Origin of the sequence: Pseudomonas sp. SWRI50, from assembly GCF_014269095.1 — a bacterium.
Taxonomy (GTDB): Bacteria; Pseudomonadota; Gammaproteobacteria; order Pseudomonadales; family Pseudomonadaceae; genus Aquipseudomonas; species Aquipseudomonas kermanshahensis.
The window spans coordinates 217,418-236,613 of record NZ_JABWRW010000001.1; the positions used below are offsets into that span (position 1 = coordinate 217,418).

The 19,196-nt window shown below is 62.9% G+C and carries 14 protein-coding genes; 7 read left to right on the top strand and 7 right to left on the bottom strand.

Annotation, left to right across the window (positions count from 1 at the left end; genetic code table 11):
- Positions 1–9: 9 nt before the first annotated feature.
- Complete coding sequence (locus tag HU750_RS01045) at positions 10–2,970, bottom strand: membrane-targeted effector domain-containing toxin (RefSeq protein WP_186675764.1); 2,961 nt, start codon at positions 2,968–2,970, stop codon at positions 10–12.
- Between the two features lie 197 nt (positions 2,971–3,167).
- On the opposite strand from HU750_RS01045, the gene HU750_RS01050 reads away from it, so the two are divergent.
- Complete coding sequence (locus HU750_RS01050) at positions 3,168–4,550, top strand: multicopper oxidase family protein (protein WP_186675767.1); 1,383 nt, start codon at positions 3,168–3,170, stop codon at positions 4,548–4,550.
- A complete protein-coding gene (gene tadA / locus HU750_RS01055) occupies positions 4,550–5,047 on the top strand; it encodes a tRNA adenosine(34) deaminase TadA (RefSeq protein ID WP_186675770.1) in 498 nt (165 codons plus the stop codon). The genes HU750_RS01050 and tadA overlap by 1 nt, the downstream gene beginning before the upstream one ends.
- 99 nt (positions 5,048–5,146) lie before the next feature.
- On the opposite strand, the gene HU750_RS01060 is transcribed toward tadA, so the two are convergent.
- Positions 5,147–5,680: a hypothetical protein gene (locus HU750_RS01060; RefSeq protein WP_186675773.1), complete on the bottom strand. Its 534-nt coding sequence runs from the start codon at positions 5,678–5,680 to the stop codon at positions 5,147–5,149.
- Positions 5,681–5,914: 234 nt separating this feature from the next.
- Positions 5,915–7,372 (bottom strand): membrane-bound lytic murein transglycosylase MltF, encoded by a 1,458-nt coding sequence (mltF, locus tag HU750_RS01065; RefSeq protein ID WP_186676186.1) that lies wholly within the window; start codon positions 7,370–7,372, stop codon positions 5,915–5,917.
- Positions 7,373–7,674: 302 nt separating this feature from the next.
- Between mltF and purL the strand changes: the two genes are divergently transcribed.
- A complete protein-coding gene (purL, locus tag HU750_RS01070) occupies positions 7,675–11,574 on the top strand; it encodes a phosphoribosylformylglycinamidine synthase (protein ID WP_186675775.1) in 3,900 nt (1,299 codons plus the stop codon).
- A 3-nt stretch (positions 11,575–11,577) separates the two neighbouring features.
- Positions 11,578–11,889 (top strand): YqfO family protein, encoded by a 312-nt coding sequence (locus HU750_RS01075; protein ID WP_027595689.1) that lies wholly within the window; start codon positions 11,578–11,580, stop codon positions 11,887–11,889.
- Between the two features lie 103 nt (positions 11,890–11,992).
- Here HU750_RS01075 and tatC read toward each other — a convergent pair whose 3' ends face one another.
- The 3 genes from tatC to tatA are packed head-to-tail and all read right to left on the bottom strand — an operon-like array spanning position 11,993 to position 13,274.
- The gene (gene tatC / locus HU750_RS01080; protein WP_027595690.1) at positions 11,993–12,754 is read right to left on the bottom strand and encodes a twin-arginine translocase subunit TatC; all 762 of its coding nucleotides are present in this window, start codon (positions 12,752–12,754) and stop codon (positions 11,993–11,995) included.
- The gene (tatB, locus tag HU750_RS01085; RefSeq protein ID WP_186675777.1) at positions 12,751–13,041 is read right to left on the bottom strand and encodes a Sec-independent protein translocase protein TatB; all 291 of its coding nucleotides are present in this window, start codon (positions 13,039–13,041) and stop codon (positions 12,751–12,753) included. Before tatB ends, tatC begins: the two co-directional genes overlap by 4 nt.
- Positions 13,041–13,274, bottom strand: coding sequence for a twin-arginine translocase TatA/TatE family subunit (gene tatA, locus HU750_RS01090; RefSeq protein ID WP_099428441.1), 234 nt, complete (start codon positions 13,272–13,274; stop codon positions 13,041–13,043). The genes tatB and tatA overlap by 1 nt, the downstream gene beginning before the upstream one ends.
- 147 nt (positions 13,275–13,421) lie before the next feature.
- Here tatA and gspK point away from each other — a divergent pair, with 147 nt between their 5' ends.
- On the top strand, positions 13,422–14,387 hold the full coding sequence (gene gspK, locus HU750_RS01095) for a type II secretion system minor pseudopilin GspK (protein ID WP_186675780.1): 966 nt from the start codon (positions 13,422–13,424) through the stop codon (positions 14,385–14,387).
- A 441-nt stretch (positions 14,388–14,828) separates the two neighbouring features.
- On the opposite strand, the gene HU750_RS01100 is transcribed toward gspK, so the two are convergent.
- Positions 14,829–16,907, bottom strand: a complete 2,079-nt coding sequence (locus HU750_RS01100; protein WP_186675782.1) for a PhoX family protein — start codon at positions 16,905–16,907, stop codon at positions 14,829–14,831.
- A gap of 224 nt (positions 16,908–17,131) precedes the next feature.
- Here HU750_RS01100 and HU750_RS01105 point away from each other — a divergent pair, with 224 nt between their 5' ends.
- Together HU750_RS01105 and HU750_RS01110 are read left to right on the top strand one after the other, a co-directional pair.
- Positions 17,132–18,772 carry a bifunctional UDP-sugar hydrolase/5'-nucleotidase gene (locus HU750_RS01105; RefSeq protein WP_186675784.1) on the top strand — a complete coding sequence of 547 codons (1,641 nt, stop codon included), beginning with the start codon at positions 17,132–17,134 and terminating at the stop codon, positions 18,770–18,772.
- Entirely contained in the window at positions 18,769–19,194 is a 426-nt protein-coding gene (locus HU750_RS01110; protein ID WP_186675786.1) for a pilus assembly protein PilZ, read from the top strand. The genes HU750_RS01105 and HU750_RS01110 overlap by 4 nt, the downstream gene beginning before the upstream one ends.
- The last annotated feature ends 2 nt before the right edge of the window (positions 19,195–19,196 follow it).

Below are 19,196 nucleotides of genomic sequence, written 5' to 3' on the forward strand. Positions count from 1 at the left end.
GTAAGCAGCTCAAGGTGTGATGTGCCGCATGCCACGCTGCCTCAGCCAAGTATGTAGATCGGAAAGGTGCGTCAGGCGGCGTTGATGGACGGTTGGCCAGTCTGGCCGTTCGATGTAGTAGAAGCGCCCATCCCGCCTGATCAATGTGCGTCGCAAGCGCATGTCACGGCTGCGGTTAACCAGGTACTGCTCGCCGTTGGCCTCTTCGAAGGTGTAGTCACCTGGCCTGACCAGCATGCTTTCCAGGTCTGGCGACGGTGAGCGCGCAGGGGTTACCGCCGCTTGCAGCCGCAGGTCGCTTTGCAAGTGCCACAGCTTGCCTTTGCTGTCAGCGGAATCCGTGCCGGGGTCGGCTGTGTAGGTATCGACTCCGCCGGCAGGGGTATCTTCGACCCGCAATCCAATCGCACCTTCGGTTTCAGCCAGGCCGGTAACGCCATGGAAGTTGTTGGCGTGAGTGTTACCGACTAGCGCAATCCACCTTCCTGGGCCACGCGTAGCCTGGTCAGCGTCGATGATCAGGTGGGCGTAGAAATTCATCATTTGCTGACGCGCTACATCGGACACCGGCTCTGCCCATGCCTGACGATAGCTGGCCATGCAGTCGATGGACTGGATGCGCACGCCATTTCTGTGTGCTTCAAGCAGTATCCGGCGGAAGGTGTAGCGACCGGCAGGGTCGGTGTGGTGCCCGAAGTCCTGAGCCGTGACATACCGCTCCAGCGCCCTCGGCATGACGCCGCTACGGTTGAAGGTGTCGAGGTCCGCTTGCTGGAAATCGGTGGTGAAATGCTCCATGTACAGCGTCTTCACTTTCAGCTTGCGCAACTGTCCCATGTTTTCGATCAACAACCGCTTGCTGCCAAGGCTGCTGTGCGACTCGCCGACCACTAGACCGTTGCTGTTTTCATAGATACGTTGCAGTACCTGTTTAGGCGTAGTTCCAGCAGGTAATTCCGGTATTGGCGGGCGAGCTGGCACATCTACCGTGGTCATGAACTGGTTGGCATCGGTCGCCAGTTGCTCACGCAGGGTGCGAAAGCGCGCGATGGCAGCGTATCGTTCAGGGTCGTGAATGTTTTCCCGTGCGCCTGTGATCTCCTCGTCCGCCACGTCCGCAAGTGCAGAGCGCAAGCTGGGGGGGACTTCATAAGGGGTTTCGGCAAGGGCAGGCACGTTCGCCGCCGCTGATGGCCTGCCCCAGATCTTCAACCGCGAGAGCATGCCGCCTTTGAGGCCTCCACGTTCGAGGGGGTACCACTGGCCATCGGCATCAAGGCGGATGGGTTGGTGCTTGTAGAAAGAAAACGGGTTTTCCGGGTCGACGATGGTCCAGGTATTCAGTTCGGGCACAAAGCGCACCTGGTAAGGCTGCTCCTCGACTAGCGCATAAAACTGCCCGTCTTGTGTGTAAATGCCTGCGAAGGTGCCCGAGCCAGGCTCGCCGCTGAGCAGCATATTGGTTTCGAAGGGCTTCAACAGCGCCCAGCGTTTCACTGGCTGGAAGGGCGTTGGTACCCAGGTGTTCACGGCGTCCGCTACGCTTGAAGGGTCTTCGTCGCTGGGTTCGGTTTCGCCAACAGCGGCGGGTTCTTCTGGTGCTGTGGGGCTTTGCCCTGCACCCGTTTCTCCGCCTGTTTCAGCGGCTTCGCCGAGTTCGGCGAGTGGTTTGCTCGGTGCGCTGAGCAAAAACGTTGCGTTGAACAGCGTCTCGATGGCAGCAAAGATTGCCCCGGTAACGCCTGCCTTGCGTTCGCGGGTGGTATGCCCGGTAATTGCCTGGTCGATGTTCAAGCCCGTTTCAGCGATGCCGGCGCCGACCAGCGCCAATGCCACGGGCCAGTCCACTGCCGCCAGGGGGCCAAACACTTTCAGGCCGGCACTCAGGTAGCCGATCCACAGTTGTTTGCGCAAGTCGGCGTTGGAGCGCAGGGAGAAGTGCGCATCATCGATCATCCGCTGTAGGGCTTTGTCGCGCAGCCAGTCGAAGACGTCCTTATGGATCTGCTGATCGAGGGTGTTGATGCCGGAATAATCATCCCTGCCCCAGCCTTGGTACAGCAGATCGACCAGGTGATTGAGGCCGACCTTGCTGTCGCCCTCATCGCGGTCATCGAGGGAGAAGTGCGCCAGGAAGCGTGCGCGGTTATCGGCATGGTTGCAGTTGATGAGTACCCACCAGAACAGTGCCTGGTCATCCGCAAAGTAATGCAGGCCATCGACGTCGCCAGGTAGGTAGATCAGCTGGCTGCCATCTTTGAGCTGCAGACGCAGGATATCTGTGGCCACATGCCCGCCGATATCGAACGTGCACACGCGCACGCCAGCGTCAGGTACTACCTGTTGTTGCAGCGCTTCCAGTGACGGCGGCCAGGGTGTGTCACCCGCCAGCGCCTGCACGACATCGCGGCAGTGGCTGGCCAGCGCTGACGCGGGGTCATGGGCGCAGGCTTCCAGTACTTTGCTGAGGAAATTGGCCTTGGCCAACGTCCGGAAGTGGCCCGCCTGTTTCGACCAGAAAGACGTCAGCCGATCTTTGAAATCGACGGCAAAGTCGATGCTCCAGAAGTATTCCAGAACGTCCTTGGCTTCAAGCCGGATTTCATTACGCTCGTCGTAGGCATCCCCGCCAGGCCCTTCGGTGTAAAAGCCAACGAGGTAACTCAGCAGGTCGGCGTTGTCCTGGTCGTTGGCATCGAAGCGGTGCATGACCAGTTGGGGCAAGGTCAGCGATTCGTACGGCGGGTCCAGGTGCTGCCAGCCGTTGAAGGTTTTGTGGCTGCTGACGGCGGTGTGAAAGCGGTGCAGGTAAACGTTGTCGGGGTCCAGTGTTGTCAGGCCGTGGCGTTCAAGGACCTGTTGGGCAACTTCGCGGGCCATCTCGCGCATGTCAGGGCAGGCTTCGGTGAGCTGGCGGGCCAGCGTTAGCAGGCTTTGCTGTTCGTTGGAAGTGGGGGTGTTGGAGGGCATCACGTTTGTCCTGGCTGGAAGGATAAACGTCAGTCTCGAAGGGGCACGGGCCATGAAGGCGGTGCATATTGCTTGCCTGAACGGCCAGTAAAGGTGGCTTTCACTTAATCTTTCCCATTTGCAGGTGTATCGTATTCGCCCTTCATCGCCAGCCCTGCTGGCAGCTTGATTGCGCCGAACACGAGGTACCCGCACCAATGTCCTTCACCCGTCGACAAATGCTCAAGGGCCTCACCGGCCTGGTTGTGGTAGGCCTGGGCGCCGGAGGCGCAGCGCGGTACTGGCTGGGCAAGGTCGAGGACGAGAATGCCGGGCACGACTACGAGCTGATCGCCGCGCCCCTGGACGTGGAGCTGGTGCCGGGCTTCAAGACCGAGGCTTGGGCCTTTGGCCCTTCGGCGCCGGGCACCGAGCTGCGGGTACGCCAGGGTACCTGGTTGCGGGTGCGGTTCATCAACCACTTGCCGGTCGAAACCACCATTCACTGGCATGGCATCCGCTTGCCGCTGGAAATGGACGGCGTGCCGTACGTGTCGCAGCTGCCGGTCAAGCCGGGCGAATACTTCGACTACAAGTTCCGCGTGCCGGATGCCGGCAGCTACTGGTATCACCCACATGTCAGCAGCTCGGAAGAGCTCGGCCGCGGGCTGGTCGGGCCATTGATCGTCGAGGAGCGCGAGCCTACCGGGTTCCTGCACGAGCGCACGCTGAGCCTGAAAAACTGGCACGTGGACGAGCAGGGCGCCTGGCTGCCGTTCAGCATCCCGCGTGAGGCCGCGCGTAACGGCACTGCCGGGCGGCTGATCACCATCAACGGCCAGCCCGACGCGGTCACCGAGCTGCCGGCCGGCCAGGTGGTGCGGGTGCGCCTGCTGAACCTGGACAACACCTGGACCTACCGCCTTAACCTCAAGGGCAACTGCGAGGCGAAGATCTACGCCCTCGACGGCAACCCGGTGACCCCGCGCCTGTTGGAAGACGAGTACTGGCTTGGCCCTGGCATGCGCATCTGCCTGGCCATCCGGATTCCCGAAGCGGGTGAGGAAATTTCCCTGCGCGACGGTTTCGTGCGCCTGGGTACCCTGCGTTCGGTGCCGAGCAACCACGCGCCGAGTGACTGGCCGCCAGCGCTGCCGGCCAACCCGATCGCCGAGCCGGACCTGGAGAATGCTGAAAAGCTCAACTTCAATTTCGAGTGGGCGGCCAAAGTCTCTGTCACCCCTGACCCGAACAAACCATCGAGCCTGTGGCAGATCAACGGCCAGGCCTGGGACATCACCGACAAGACATGCGCCGACCGGCCCATCGCTACGCTGCAGAAGGGCAAGAGCTACATCTTCGAGCTGAAGAACATGACCCAGTACCAGCACCCGATCCACCTGCATGGCATGAGTTTCAAGGTGATTGCCTCCAACCGCCACGACATCAAGGAGCCGTGGTTCACCGATACCTACCTGCTGGGCAAGAACGAGCGGGCCCAAGTGGCACTTGTGGCCGATAACCCGGGCACCTGGATGTTCCACTGCCACGTCATCGACCACATGGAAACCGGCCTGATGGCCGCGATAGCGGTGGTCTGATGCGCCCACACATCATCGATCGCAGCCGCGATCAGGAATTCATGCGCATTGCTCTGGCCCTGGCGGCTGAGGGCGCGGCCATGGGCGAGGTGCCGGTGGGGGCGGTGCTGGTGCAGCATGGCCAGGTAATCGGCCAGGGCTTCAACCGGCCCATTATCGACAGCGACCCGAGTGCGCATGCCGAAATGGTCGCCATTCGGGCTGCGGCCAAGTCGGCGAGCAACTATCGGCTGCCGGGCAGCACGCTGTATGTGACCCTGGAGCCTTGCAGCATGTGCGCGGGGTTGATCGTGCATTCGCGGGTGGCGCGGGTTGTGTACGGGGCGCTGGAGCCCAAGGCGGGTATCGTGCAGAGCCAGGGGCAATTCTTTGGCCAGGGCTTCCTCAACCATCGGGTGATGGTCGAGGGCGGGGTGCTGGCGGAGGAGTGTGGGCAGATCCTCAGTGACTTCTTCAAGGCGCGAAGGGTAAAGAGGGGGGGGGTAGCAGGTGGCTAACGATACATCAAGGCGCATTCTCTGGCGGTCGATATAGCATTACGACACCCATCCTGCTAAATGAGGGGGTGTCGAATGCTACAGGGCTGACTTAGGTTGTTATCGATTGTTGGTGTCTACACAAGAGAGCTTTCCAGCGATGGTTCCGCTCCTGTAGTGTTTCTTCTGCATTTTTAATCCAGTGGCGACCATTTGCCCGTTTTCAATATTTCTAAGGTCTGAGATAGAGATTTTGCTTGTATCAACTGCATCGTCAGTTACCTCGAGTACGAAGCGCCAGTCATTTTCTGGGCAATAGCTGTAATCAGATTCTTTTACAGGTCTGTCGCTCCCCAGTTTTATTGTGTTGCCCTTTGATGCATTGCTTACCTTAAAAGAATAAACCTGATCATTGCCGCAGTTGTAATTGCCCATGTAGGCAGCTTCTTTTCGGTATTCTATGTTCAAAGATGCGCAGGCGCTGTCGGAATTTCTCTTGTAAAGATGAAGTTTTCCCACGGCCATATTTGGGGTGCTGGCTTGGGACTCCGCCCTTTTCACTTCTGCGGCCTTGTAATCATCTGGGCGGAGTGGTTGTGCGTGTGCGAACGCAGTCAGGCTGAGCAACCCAATAATAATAAGTGGTTTGGTCATGTCGATCTCCAGCGCTATGGTTGTGGAGATGCATATATAAAATGGGCTGTGCTAGGCGACAACTGGCATATTTACCAGTTGCGTAATCGTTAGGTTTTTGCAATCACATCAAGCGATGTATAGCGTTCCAAGAGACTTGAAACGTAAATCGCTTAGGGTGAGGTGCTGTGAACTTACGGATGAAGCCGGGAAGGGAGTGAATGCCGGTCATTCCTGCGAACAGGCCCGTACAGGTTACATCGGCGGCGACTGCTCTGCCGGCTTGTCCTTGTTTACCCCAGGCACATGCAAGTTGCCCTCGGCCACCTGGCCTTCGAGCTGCGGCTGGGTCACCCAGGTCAGGATGTCGTAGTAACGGCGGATGTTGGCCACGAAGTGCACCGGCTCGCCGCCACGGGCGTAGCCGTATTTGGTCTTGCTGTACCACTGCTTCTGCGCCAGGCGTGGCAGCATTTTCTTCACGTCCAGCCACTTGTTCGGGTTGAGCTTCTCGCGCTTGGCCAGGGTGCGGGCGTCTTCCAGGTGGCCGCTGCCAACGTTATAGGCAGCCAGTGCGAACCAGGTGCGGTCGGGTTCCTGGATGCTGTCGTCGAGTTGCTCTTTGATCAGCATGAAGTACTTGGCACCACCCTGGATGCTCTGTTTCGGGTCCAGGCGATTGGACACGCCCATGGCCTGCGCCGTGCGCTGGGTGAGCATCATCAGGCCGCGCACGCCCGTCTTGGAGGTGACTTCCGGCTGCCACATCGATTCCTGGTAGCCGATGGCCGCCAGCAGGCGCCAGTCCACCTGTTCGACCTTGGCGTAGCTCTTGAAGTGTTTCTCGTACTTGGGCAGGCGCTGCTGCAGGTGCTGGGCGAAGGTATAGGCGCCGACGTAGCCGAGTACATCGACATGGCCGTAATAGCGGTCTTTCAGGCGCTGCAGCGTGCCGTTCTTCTGGGCCTTGTCGAGAAACTCGTTGACCTCGTTGAGCAGGCTGTTGTCCTCGCCGGCCGCCACCGCCCAGCGCTGGTCGCGGGTGTCGCCCAGGTCGAAGGCGACCCGAACGTTGGGGAAGTACACCTGGTTCATCGCCAGTTCGTTGGAGTCGACCAGGGTCAGGTCGATCTGGCCTTCATCGACCATGCGCAGCAAGTCGACCACCTCGACGGCGTCGGATTCTTCGTATTCCAGGCCCGGATACTGCTTTTTCAGCTCAGCCAGCTGGTCGGCATGGCTGCTGCCCTTGAGCACCATGATCTTCTTGCCGACCAGGCCCTTGGCTTCGGTCGGGCGCGAGCGGCCGTTGCGGTAGATGACTTGAGGGGTGACTTCCAGGTACGGGTGGGAGAATTTCGCCTGGGTCTTGCGCCGCTCGCTGCTTACCAGACCGGCGGCTGCCAGCACTGGGCCGGAGGGCTTGCCCAGCTCGTCGAACAGTTGGTCGAGGTTGTCGGCGGTCTCGATCTCCAGCTTTACGCCGAGATCATCGGCGAAATGCTTGACCAATTCGTATTCGAAGCCGGTTTCGCCGTTACGGTCCTGGAAATACGTCGCCGGGCTGTTGCGGGTGATTACGCGCAGCACGCCATCCTCCTTCACGCGCTCGAGGGTGCTGGGTTTTTCAACACAGGCACCGAGCATCAGAAAGAGTCCGGTTGCGATGAGCCATCTGGCGCAGCGCTGGCGCAAAGCAGTGTGGGCGAACATAGCTTGCAGTATACGCAAAGGACAGGCAGCGCCATATCTCGACAACAGATAGCTTGTCTGGTAGCGGGTTCTGTGTTCAGGGTGTTTGCCGTTAGAGGTGTGCCGCCTGGCAGATCGAGCGCCGCGCGGGCGGCGCTCGATCTCACAGGCCATAAACCTCTTGAGGCGAGCACCCGAAATATTGACCCGCAAGTCCGGTTCCACCGCCCGACAGGCGCGGCGTAGAGCAGGTGCCGAAAGCCGTGGAATTAGGCTAGAATGCACGGCCTCTAAGCACACCCCTTCCTGAGGCTGTCCCGACGATGTTGATCCTGCGCGGCGCTCCTGCCCTTTCTGCCTTTCGCCACGGTAAATTACTCGAGCAACTGAGCCAGAAAGTCCCCGCTGTTACTGGTTTGTATGCCGAATTCGCCCACTTCGCCGATGTCGACGGCGAGCTGACCGCCGACCAGCAGCAGGTGCTGGGCCGTCTGCTCAAGTACGGCCCGAGTGTGCCGGTACAGGAGCCGACCGGCCGCCTGTTCCTGGTCGTGCCGCGCCTGGGCACCATCTCGCCCTGGGCCAGCAAGGCCAGCGACATTGCCCACAACTGCGGCCTGCAGTCGATCCAGCGCCTTGAGCGCGGCATCGCCTACTACGTCGCCGGCAACCTGAGCGAAGCCGATGCACAGGCCGTCGCCGCCGAACTGCACGACCGCATGACCCAGCGCGTGCTGGCCCAGCTGGAGCAGGCATCCGACCTGTTCAGCCACGCCCAGCCCAAGCCGATGACCTCGGTCGACATCCTCGCCGGTGGCCGCGACGCCCTGGCCAAGGCCAACGTCGACCTGGGCCTGGCCCTGGCTGAAGACGAGATCGACTACCTGGTCGCCGCTTTCCAGAACCTTGCGCGCAACCCGAACGACATCGAACTGATGATGTTCGCCCAGGCCAACTCCGAGCACTGCCGTCACAAGATCTTCAACGCCAGTTGGGACATCGACGGCCAGGCTCAGGAAAAGAGCCTGTTCGGCATGATCAAGAACACCTACCAGATGCACAGCGAAGGCGTGCTGTCTGCGTACAAGGACAACGCCTCGGTGATCGTCGGCAACGTTGCCGGCCGTTTCTTCCCGAACCCTGAAACCCGCCAGTACGGCGCGGTGCAGGAGCCGGTGCACATCCTTATGAAGGTCGAGACGCACAACCACCCGACCGCCATCGCGCCGTTCTCCGGTGCTTCCACCGGCTCCGGCGGCGAAATCCGCGACGAAGGCGCCACCGGCCGTGGCGCCAAGCCCAAGGCTGGCCTGACCGGCTTTACCGTGTCCAACCTGCGCATCCCAGGCTTCGAACAGCCATGGGAGCAGGCGTACGGTAAGCCTGAGCGCATCGTCGACGCCCTCGACATCATGGTCGAAGGCCCACTGGGTGGCGCGGCGTTCAACAACGAATTCGGTCGCCCGGCCCTGACCGGTTACTTCCGTACCTTCGAGCAGGCGATCAACACCCCGCACGGCGAAGAAGTGCGCGGCTACCACAAGCCGATCATGCTTGCCGGCGGCATGGGCAACATCCGTGAAGACCACGTGCAGAAGGGCGAGATCACCGTCGGCGCCAAGCTGATCGTGCTCGGCGGCCCGGCCATGCTGATCGGCCTGGGTGGCGGTGCGGCTTCGTCGGTCGCCACCGGTGCCAGCTCTGCCGACCTAGACTTCGCTTCGGTACAGCGCGAAAACCCGGAAATGGAGCGCCGTTGCCAAGAGGTCATCGACCGCTGCTGGCAGCTGGGCGACAAGAACCCGATCGCCTTCATCCACGACGTTGGCGCCGGCGGTATCTCCAACGCCTTCCCTGAGCTGGTCAACGACGGTGGCCGCGGTGGCCGCTTCGAACTGCGCAATGTGCCCAACGATGAGCCGGGCATGGCCCCGCACGAAATCTGGAGCAACGAATCGCAGGAACGTTACGTGCTGGCCGTCAGCGCTGTCGACTTCGACCGCTTCCAGGCCATCTGTGAACGAGAGCGCTGCCCGTTCGCCGTGGTCGGCGAGGCGACTGAAGAGCCGCACCTGACCGTGACCGACAGCCACTTCGCCAACACCCCGGTGGACATGCCGCTGGACGTGCTGCTGGGCAAGCCGCCGCGCATGCACCGTTCGGTCACCCGTGAAGCCGAACTTGGCGATGAATTCGACCCAAGCACCCTGTCGCTGGCCGATTCGGTCGAGCGCGTGCTGCACCACCCTGCGGTGGCCAGCAAGAGCTTCCTGATCACCATCGGCGACCGCACCATCACTGGCCTGGTAGCCCGTGACCAAATGGTCGGCCCATGGCAGGTGCCGGTGGCCGACTGCGCCGTTACCGCCACCAGCTTCGACGTCTACACCGGTGAAGCCATGGCCATGGGTGAGCGCACCCCGCTGGCCCTGCTCGACGCCCCGGCGTCTGGCCGCATGGCCATCGGCGAAACCCTGACCAACCTTGCCGCCTCGCGGATCGAGAAGCTGTCCGACATCAAACTGTCGGCCAACTGGATGTCCGCCGCCGGCCACCCGGGTGAAGACGCCCGCCTGTACGACACCGTCAAGGCTGTCGGCATGGAGCTGTGCCCTGAGTTGGGTATCACCATTCCGGTCGGCAAAGACTCGATGTCGATGAAGACCAAGTGGAGCGAAGAGGGCGTCGAGAAGAGCGTGACCTCGCCGATGTCGTTGATCATCACCGGCTTCGCCCCGGTCACCGACATCCGCAAGACCCTGACCCCGCAACTGCGCATGGACAAGGGCGAAACCGACCTGATCCTGATCGACCTGGGCCGCGGCAAGAACCGCATGGGCGCCTCGATCCTGGCGCAGACCCACGGCAAGTTGGCCAGTGCCGCACCGGACGTCGACGATGCCGAAGACCTCAAGGCCTTCTTCGCCGTGATCCAGGGCCTCAACGCCGACGGCCACCTGCTGGCCTACCACGACCGTTCCGATGGTGGCCTGATGACCACCGTGCTGGAAATGGCCTTCGCCGGCCATTGCGGCTTCGACCTGGAGCTGGACACCCTGACCAGCAAAGCGGAAAAAGTCGCCGCCATCCTCTTCAACGAAGAGCTGGGTGCGGTCATCCAGGTTCGCCAGGATGCCACCCCAGACGTACTGGCCCAGTTCAGCGCCGCTGGCCTGGGTGAAGACTGCGTCGCGGTGATCGGCCAGCCGATCAACAACAGCGAAGTGGTCGTGCGCCTGAACGGTGAGGAACTGTTCAAGGGCGACCGTCGCCTGCTGCAACGCCAGTGGGCCGAGACCAGCTACCAGGTTCAGCGCCTGCGTGACAACGCCGAATGCGCCGACCAGGAATTCGACGCGCTGCTCGAAGAAGACAACCCGGGCCTGTCGGTCAAGCTGGGCTACGACGTCAACGACGACATCGCTGCCCCGTACATCAAGAAAGGCGTGCGCCCGCAAGTGGCGATCCTGCGTGAGCAGGGCGTCAACGGCCAGGTCGAGATGGCTGCCGCCTTCGACCGCGCCGGCTTCGCCGCCATTGACGTGCACATGAGCGACATCCTCGCTGGCCGTGTCGACTTCGAAGCCTTCAAAGGCCTGGTTGCCTGCGGTGGTTTCTCGTACGGTGACGTGCTGGGTGCCGGTGAGGGCTGGGCCAAGTCGGCGCTGTTCAACGCCCGTGCCCGCGATGCCTTCCAGGCCTTCTTCGAGCGTAGCGACAGCTTCGCCCTGGGCGTGTGCAACGGTTGCCAGATGATGTCCAACCTGCACGAGCTGATCCCGGGCACCGAGTTCTGGCCGCACTTCGTGCGTAACCGTTCCGAGCAGTTCGAAGCCCGTGTGGCCATGGTCGAGGTGCAGAAGTCCAACTCGATCTTCCTGCAGGGCATGGCCGGTTCGCGCATGCCGATCGCCATCGCCCACGGCGAAGGCCATGCCGAGTTCGCCAACGAAGCGGCACTGCTGGAAGCCGACGTGTCCGGTTGCGTGGCCCTGCGCTACGTCGACAACCACGGCAAGGTCACCGAAACCTACCCGGCCAACCCGAACGGCTCGCCGCGTGGTATCACCGGCCTCACCAGCCGTGACGGCCGCGTGACCATCATGATGCCGCACCCGGAGCGTATGTTCCGCGCTGTGCAGAACTCCTGGCGCCCGGATGAGTGGCAGGAAGATGCTGCGCTGATGCGTATGTTCCGCAACGCGCGCGTCTGGGTGAACTAAGGCGTGTACAAGCTCGCCTTCTTCGTCCCGGCCAGCCATGTCGAGGTGGTCAAGGCTGCCGTATTCGCCGCCGGTGGCGGGCGAATCGGTGACTATGACCACTGCGCCTGGCAAACCCTGGGCCAGGGCCAGTTTCGCCCGTTGGACGGCAGCCAGCCGTTTCTCGGGCAAACCGGCCAGGTCGAGGTGGTCGAGGAATGGAAGGTAGAGCTGGTGGTGGCTGACGACCTGATCGCTCAGGTCGTTGCCGCGCTCAAGCAGAGCCACCCGTACGAGACGCCAGCCTATGAAGTCTGGCCACTGGCCGACTTCTAGACCGCATTAAAGCTCTTCGCGGGCAAGCCCGCTCCCACAGGGATATCACCGGTACTGAAGCTTGTGATATCCCTGTGGGAGCGGGCTTGCCCGCGAAGAGGCCCTATAATCCCGCCACAACTTCATTGCCAGGCTCAGGCCGTTTCAACCCGCTACACGCCAACAACCCCACCTCGAACAGCACCCACATCGGCACCGCCAGCATCGTCTGCGAAAATACGTCCGGTGGCGTCAGAATCATCCCCACCACAAAGCACCCGACGATCACGTAGGGCCGGCTACGGCGCAGTGTCGCCACATCCGCCAACCCCACCCAGACCACGATGAACGTCGCCACCGGGATCTCGAACGCCAGCCCGAATGCCAGGAACAGCGCCATGATGAAGTCCAGGTACTGGCTGATGTCGGTCATCATCGCCACCCCGTCGGGCGTGACGCTGGCGAAAAAGCCGAACATCATCGGGAACACCAGAAAGAACGCGAACGCCATGCCGGCATAGAACAGCAGAATGCTCGACACCAGCAGCGGCAGGGCAATGCGCCGTTCCCGGCGGTACAGCCCCGGCGCCAGAAACCCCCAGGCCTGGTGCAACAACAGCGGCATGGCGACGAACAGCGCGCACATCGCGGTCAGCTTGAAGGGTGTCAGGAACGGTGAGGTGACACTGGTCGCGATCATGCTGGCGCCCTCTGGCAGGAAGCGGCGCAGTGGCTCCGAGATCAGTGTGTAGAGGGTCTGGGCGAAGGGGAACAGGCCGGCGAACACCAGGGCGACCAGCCCCAGGCAACGCACCAGGCGCTTACGCAGTTCGCGCAGGTGCTCGGTCAGCGGCATGCCTGCCGCAGGGTCCATGGCAAGGCTCATGAGGCATTCTCCCTGGGTGCAGCGACGGTTGCCGGGTCATTGGCTGGTGGTGCGGCAAGGCTGATGCCCTGGCGCATTTCCTGTTCCAGGCGCTGCAGGGGCGCGCTGTCGAAGTTGGGCAACTCGATCTCGCGCTCCATCTGTGCGCGCAGGCCCTGCATGGCCCTGCGCGCCTGCCCCAGGCCACGCCCAAGCGTGCGTGCCGCAACCGGCAGCCGCTCGGGGCCCAGCACCAGCAGTGCGACGATGCCGACCAGCAGCAACTCGCTGAAGCCTACCTCGAACATCAGGCCTGACGGTCCGCTTGCGGCTGGGGCGTTGCCTGGCCGGTCAACGGCGCCTGTTGCTGCACCTGTGCGGTGCCGGGCGGGGTGACGTCGTTGTCACCGCCCATGGACTTGCGAAACCCCTGGATCGCCTCGCCAACATCGCTGCCCAGGCCCTTGAGGCGCTTGGTGCCAAACAGCAGGAATACGATCATCAGTACGATCACCAGTTGCCAGATTCCAATGCCACCCATTGCGACTACTCCTGTAAGGCCATGAAAAGGAAGGGCAATCCTGCCTCGTGTAGATGACGTGAACATGACGGAACGCACCCTTGCCATCTACCTGCAACAACCGGCGTGTTGACTGGCGTTTTTATTGGGCATGAGAGGCGGGTGCAGATGGGCGGTAAACGACAGCACGGCGCGGCCCTGCTGATGGTGATGATGGTGTTGGCGATGCTCGCTGCCGGTATGGCCTGGCTGGTGGAAGATGGCCGGCGCCAGGTTGATGAAGTGCGCCTGTTGCACCAGCGGGTGCAGGTCAGGGCCATGGAGCAGGCCGGCTTGGCCTATGCCGAGCAGGCGCTGCGCGACCCGGCCTGGCGGCTGAGCCCGTTGTTCTGGCAGGCCTTGCGCGGGCAACCGCTGAACTACGATTTTGGCGCAGGCCAGGCGCAACTGCGGGTGCGCGACCAGCACACGTGTTTCAACGTCAACGCATTGCTCGGTGCTGACGGTGAGCGGGCCGAGCGCCAGTTGCGCCGCCTGCTGGGCGACGACATGGCGGCAGAACGCCTGGTCGATGCCCTGGCCGATTGGCTCGACAATGACAGCGATACGCGCCTGCAAGGGGCCGAAAGTGCCCAGTACTTGCGCCAGCAACCCGCGCGCCTGGCGGCCAACCAACCGATGCTCGACACCAGCGAGCTGAACTTGCTGCTGGAGCCAGATGCCACGCGCCAGGGCCGCTACCCAATGCTGTGCGCTTTGCCGCAAACCACTGGCTGGCGTTTGAACGCCAATGCCTTGGGCCTGGAGCATCTGCCCATGCTCGAAGCGTTATACGAGGGGCGCTACCCACGCGCGCTGCTCAGCCGCATCATCAGTGGCCGGCCGGCGTCGGGGTATGTGGATGCCGCTGCGCTGCGCAAGGCGTTGGGGGCGGTGGATGACGAGACGTTCGAACGGTTGAGCGAAGGGTTGCTGCTCAACAGTGGGCATTTTCTGTTGCAGCTGTCGTTCGAGGAAGAGGGGCGGGTGATGCGCAGCGCGTTTCAGGTCGAGGCGCTGGGGGTGGTGCAGTGGCATGCACGGGTGCCGGCGCAGCAGGTGCGGGTGAGGAGTCGTGAGCCCATGCTCTGGTAAACCATGCCGGCCTCTTCGCGGGGCAAGCCCGCTCCCACAGAGACTTCACTGCCCTTGAAACCAGTGTGGTACCTGTGGGCACAGGTCCACACTGTCCTTGAGACTGGCGGGCTTGCCTCCCAAAGAGACTTCACTGCCCTTGAAACCAGCGTGGTAACTGTGGGCACAGGTACCACACTGTCCTTGAGACTGGCGGGCTTGCCTCCCACAGAGACTTCACTGCCCTTGAAACCAGTGTGGTACTTGTGGGCACAGGTCCACACTGTCCTTGAGACTGGCGGGCTTGCCTCCCACAGAGACTTCACTGCCCTTGAAACCAGTGTGGTACTTGTGGGCACAGGTCCACACTGTCCTTGAGACTGGCGGGTTTGCCTGTGGGAGCGGGCTTGCCCCGCGAAGAGGCCGGTACAGCCAGCACAAGGCTGACTGACCGGCTGGCGATCAGACCGTCCCGATCTCCCCGCCATCATCACGCTGAATCACCACGGTCGAAGCCCGCGGCCTTACCGTAGCCCCAGCCGGGGTAGCATCGGTCGCCTTGTCGGTATACGGCCAGTTCTCCGGGTGCTGGATGTTGACGAACATCGACTTGTTGTCCGGGCTGAAGGCAATCCCCGTCACCTCGCAACCGTTCGGCCCGACAAAGAAGCGCCGCAAGTCCACCTGGTTCTGCGCGTTGACCGGCACTTGCTTGCCCGTGGCATCTACCAGGTCAGTGGGGATTACCGCCAGCAACTGGTCATTGGTGTAGTCGGTCAGCGTGGTTTCACCGTTGTCGGTCTCGAACCACAACACGCCACGGCTATCGAAGCTCATGCCGTCAGGGCTGGCGAACTGGTTCAGTTCGGTCAGGCCAGAGCGGTTGATGTCGGCGGTACCGGCGGCATTGGCGCCAAACACGAAGATGTCCCAGGTGAAGCTCAACTGGTCGTCGCTGTCGTGCCAGCGAATGATGTGGCCGTGGCGGTTAGGGCCACGCGGGTTGGCCGCGTCGACTTTCTCTGGTGTACGCGCGCTGTTGTTGGTCAGGGTCAGGTAGACATCGCCATTGAGCGGGTTGACCGTGGTCCATTCTGGGCGGTCCATCGGGGTCGCGCCCACGGCATCGCCAGCACCCCGGGTGTTGAGGATGATGCCCGGCAGGTCACCGTACAGCGCGCCAAGGGTGCTGCCGGCGGTGGTGGGGGTGGCGACGTCGAGCAACAGCCACACGCCGGTGCCGTCGGCATTGAAGCGGGCCACATAGAGCTTACCTTGGTCCATGTACTTGGCACCGGTGGCCAGGCGGTCGGCCGGGCTGGCGTCAGCGGCGTCCCACACGGCCGTGGAGACGAACTTGTACAAGTATTCGTTGTTCGAGTCGTCGCCCATGTACCAGACCAGCGGCTTGCCGGCCACCGGCAGGCCTGGGCAGCACCCTTCGTGGCGGAAGCGGCCTAGCGCGGTGCGCTTGGTGGCCAGGGTAGCGCTGTTGTACGGGTCGATCTCGACGATGTAGCCATAGGTGCTGGCTTCGTTGCGGTAGTCGTCGGTGGCGCTGGCGCCTTTGACCGTTACGTCGAAACGGGCGAATTCGTCATTCACCTCGGTGCTGTCACCGGCGGCGCTTTCCCATTTGTACTGGCCGCTGGAGGTGCCTACGCCGATACGGCGCTGGTCTTCAGGGCGGGTGCCTTTGTTGACGAAGATGCCCGGCCAGTTCTCTTCGCAGGTCAGGTAGGTGCCCCACGGGGTGTAGCCGTTGCCGCAGTTGTTGTTGGTACCGCGGCAGTGGGTGCCGCCCGTGGAGTACTTGGTCTTGACGTGGTCGGTGCCGCGCAGCGGGCCGGTGATCTCCATGCGCGAGGCGGTGGTGAAGCGGCGGTTCAGCGGGTCGTTGTCGACCACCTGCCAGCGCCCGCTGACTTTCTGCAGGCGTACCACGCCGGCGCCGTGGGCGTTGATCTCTTTGCGGATTTCTTCGGCCGGGCGCTTGCCGTTGACGTCAGTGGTCGGGCCGGCCGGGTGCAGGGCTGCCGCGTCGATGTATTCGAAGTTGATGGCCAGCAAGCCGTCTTCGGAGCTGCCATTGATCGGGAAGAAGTGCATGCCGTCGTGGTGCATGCCCATGGCATTGGCCTGGTCGGTCGAGGTGTTGCTGCCATCGGACTTCCACGGGTTGCCATTGCTGTTCAGCGGGGTGCCCCACGGTGCCAGCACATAGGCGCTGTAGCCTGCGGCGACGACACAGGCATCGGTGCGCGAGCCTGGGATGGACTGGAAGCCCAGTGCCAGTTTCGGGACTTCCGGTTCGGTTACCGGTGGCTCGGTCACCGGTGGTTCGGTGACAGGATCATCGTGATCGGAACCGCCATCACCGTCGAAGCAGCCTGTTAGGCCGGTCCCGGCGATCATGGCAATGGCGGCGCCCAGGCTGCCGCGCATGATGCTGCGGCGGCTCAGGTAGGCGTCCATGACGCTGGCCATCGGCAGATTGCCGCTGTGGTTCCGGTCCAGGTTGTCGCCGGTATCTCGACTCATCAGGGTGTCCTTTTGTTGGCTGAGTTAGAGGAAACCGCGACTTTAGAGCGCAAGTATGATGATTCCTTGGCAGAAATATGAACGCGCGCTTAAAACTACTCGTTCTTACTTTTGGAACTGACAGATCAATTCGGAATTGCTGTCTGATTTCTGCCATCAAACTGTCATGCGAACGCCGCAACATCCGGAGCCCAACGTGAACTTGGTTAAGGATGGCGGGCTCGATGGTAAGCAGTGTGAACAGGCGCGAAGTGATCAGCTGGATGGGCGTCGGTGCCTTGGCACCCTTGCTCGGCGCCTGTTCCGCCTTGCCAGGCCAACGGGGTGGCAAGGCCAACCTGGATTTGCTGTATGTCGCCGACACCCTCGATGCCCGCCAGCCCGGGTTGGCCGTTGTCCCGGCAACGCGCCTGGGGCCGGTCAGCCACCTGGGGCGTGCGCCGTGGATGACCGGTGCCAGTGCCAGCATCGCCTTCCCGCACTTGGCCCCCTTGCTCGATGCCAGCCAGGCCGCGCACGCCAACCTCGGTGGTTACGCCGTGCTGGCCGCATTGCTGGAGCAGTTGCGTGGCGAGGCCGGGGCGGGCAACAGCCTGACCCTGGAAAACGGCCAAGGCTGGAACGGCAGCGGCCTGGCCTACCTGACCCAAGGTGAAAGCGGCGTGCAGGGCAGCCAACTGCTGGGCAGCGACGCACGCGTCAGCAGTGACGAGCGTGTGCTCTGGCCGCAGCGCAGCACGGCGCTGTACCGGCAGGCTGCTGCCATTACGCTGGGCGCGGGGCTGGCCGACGAACAACGTGAAACCCTGGGGCTTGAAGCACTGCACCTGTTCGAGCGGGGCGGTGCGCGGATTGCCGTGGTCGGCGTGACCGACCCTTACGCCCAAGACCAGAAAGCCTCCCTCAAACAGTGGTACCAGTCTTTGCTGCCGGTATTCGAGCAGGCCCGGCGCGAAGCCGACCTGGTCGTGGCCATGGCCGATGTGGGCACCGGGCCTGGGCTGTGGCTGGCTGAACGGCTGCCGGCAATCGACGTGTTGCTCTGTGCGCGTGGCCAGGACCTGTGGCCGACGCCCGTGCAGGCCACCCAGGCCAACGGCCGCCGCGTACCGGTGCTGTTCGCCGGGTGCCGGGGCAGTGGGGCGTTTCGCCTGCGTTGCCAACAAGTGGCCGGGCAATGGCAGTTCGAGGGGCGTTTCTTCCCAGCGTTCGAACAGCAGCTTTCCCCGGCTGCACGGGTGCGCGCCGGGCAATTTCAGGCACAACTGAACCAACAGCGCGCCGGCCACGCGGCGTGGCTCGATCAACCACTGGCCAAGGCACCCCAGGCCTTGTGGCGGCGTGACACCCGCGGCGGCAGCTGGGACCGCCTGCTGCACCAGGCCCTGGCCGATGACAACAATTTGCCTGTGCTGCTGCCGGGCCTGCGTTATGACTGCCCATTGGCCGCAGGTGCAGCGATCACCCGCGAGCACCTGATCAGCCTGACCGGCGGGTACCCGGCCCCGGTGGTCGAGGCCCCGGCCCGGCAGGTGGAGCAAGTGCTGGAAAATGCCGCAGAACAGTTGTTCGGCGACCCGCTGCTGCTGGACAACAGCCAAGACCTGCCGCGCTGGCAAGGCCAGGCCTGGGGTGTCAGCTACAGCCCGCAAGGCAAGCGCATCACCGGCCTGGAACCGGTCCAGGGGCTGTGCCGCACCTTTGGCCTGCAGTTCGCGTCGCAGGCCGGCGAGCCACTTTGGCAGCGGGTAGAAGCCTGGCTGACGCGGCAAGGCGCCGACTGGCAACTGGCACCGCTGCAGGTGCCCGAGGTGCGCTATGTGCAGGGGCACCCGGGCTGGCATCCACGGCAGTTGGCTTCGTGAGCCTTGGCGCGCGGTTGCTCACCGGTGGTTGCCTGACGTTGGCAGGTTGGCTGGCGGCGCAGTGCGTGCTGCAACTGGGCCGCCAGCCACAACCGGCCAGCCCCGCCCAGGCGGCCGCAGCCCAGTTGCCTGGGTTGATGGTCGGCCATTGGCAGGCGCCGGTCGATGACGGCGCGATCGTCATCACCCGTTTGCCACTGCACTACCTGGGCGGCCTCAAGGCCCAGCCGTTGTCGGCCAGCGTAGTGGTGCTGCGCTACGGCCAGCAGGTGCGCACGCTGGCCCGCGGCCAGCGCCTGGCGCCAGGGATCGTGCTGCAGGACATCGACACCGATGGCCTGATTTTCAACAACCAGGGGCGGCGCGAACGCCTGCCCTGGCCGCCACGCCCCGCCGTGACCGGCTTCAAGCGGCAAGGATGAAC

What these genes read in the sequence shown, in the direction of transcription:
- HU750_RS01045 (WP_186675764.1), bottom strand. Translation starts at nt 2,970, where the DNA reads ATGCCCTCCAACACCCCCACTTCCAACGAACAGCAAAGCCTGCTAACG.
- HU750_RS01050 (WP_186675767.1), top strand. Translation starts at nt 3,168, where the DNA reads ATGTCCTTCACCCGTCGACAAATGCTCAAGGGCCTCACCGGCCTGGTT.
- tadA (WP_186675770.1), top strand. Translation starts at nt 4,550, where the DNA reads ATGCGCCCACACATCATCGATCGCAGCCGCGATCAGGAATTCATGCGC.
- HU750_RS01060 (WP_186675773.1), bottom strand. Translation starts at nt 5,680, where the DNA reads ATGACCAAACCACTTATTATTATTGGGTTGCTCAGCCTGACTGCGTTC.
- mltF (WP_186676186.1), bottom strand. Translation starts at nt 7,372, where the DNA reads ATGTTCGCCCACACTGCTTTGCGCCAGCGCTGCGCCAGATGGCTCATC.
- purL (WP_186675775.1), top strand. Translation starts at nt 7,675, where the DNA reads ATGTTGATCCTGCGCGGCGCTCCTGCCCTTTCTGCCTTTCGCCACGGT.
- tatC (WP_027595690.1), bottom strand. Translation starts at nt 12,754, where the DNA reads ATGAGCCTTGCCATGGACCCTGCGGCAGGCATGCCGCTGACCGAGCAC.
- tatB (WP_186675777.1), bottom strand. Translation starts at nt 13,041, where the DNA reads ATGTTCGAGGTAGGCTTCAGCGAGTTGCTGCTGGTCGGCATCGTCGCA.
- tatA (WP_099428441.1), bottom strand. Translation starts at nt 13,274, where the DNA reads ATGGGTGGCATTGGAATCTGGCAACTGGTGATCGTACTGATGATCGTA.
- gspK (WP_186675780.1), top strand. Translation starts at nt 13,422, where the DNA reads ATGGGCGGTAAACGACAGCACGGCGCGGCCCTGCTGATGGTGATGATG.
- HU750_RS01100 (WP_186675782.1), bottom strand. Translation starts at nt 16,907, where the DNA reads ATGAGTCGAGATACCGGCGACAACCTGGACCGGAACCACAGCGGCAAT.
- HU750_RS01105 (WP_186675784.1), top strand. Translation starts at nt 17,132, where the DNA reads ATGGTAAGCAGTGTGAACAGGCGCGAAGTGATCAGCTGGATGGGCGTC.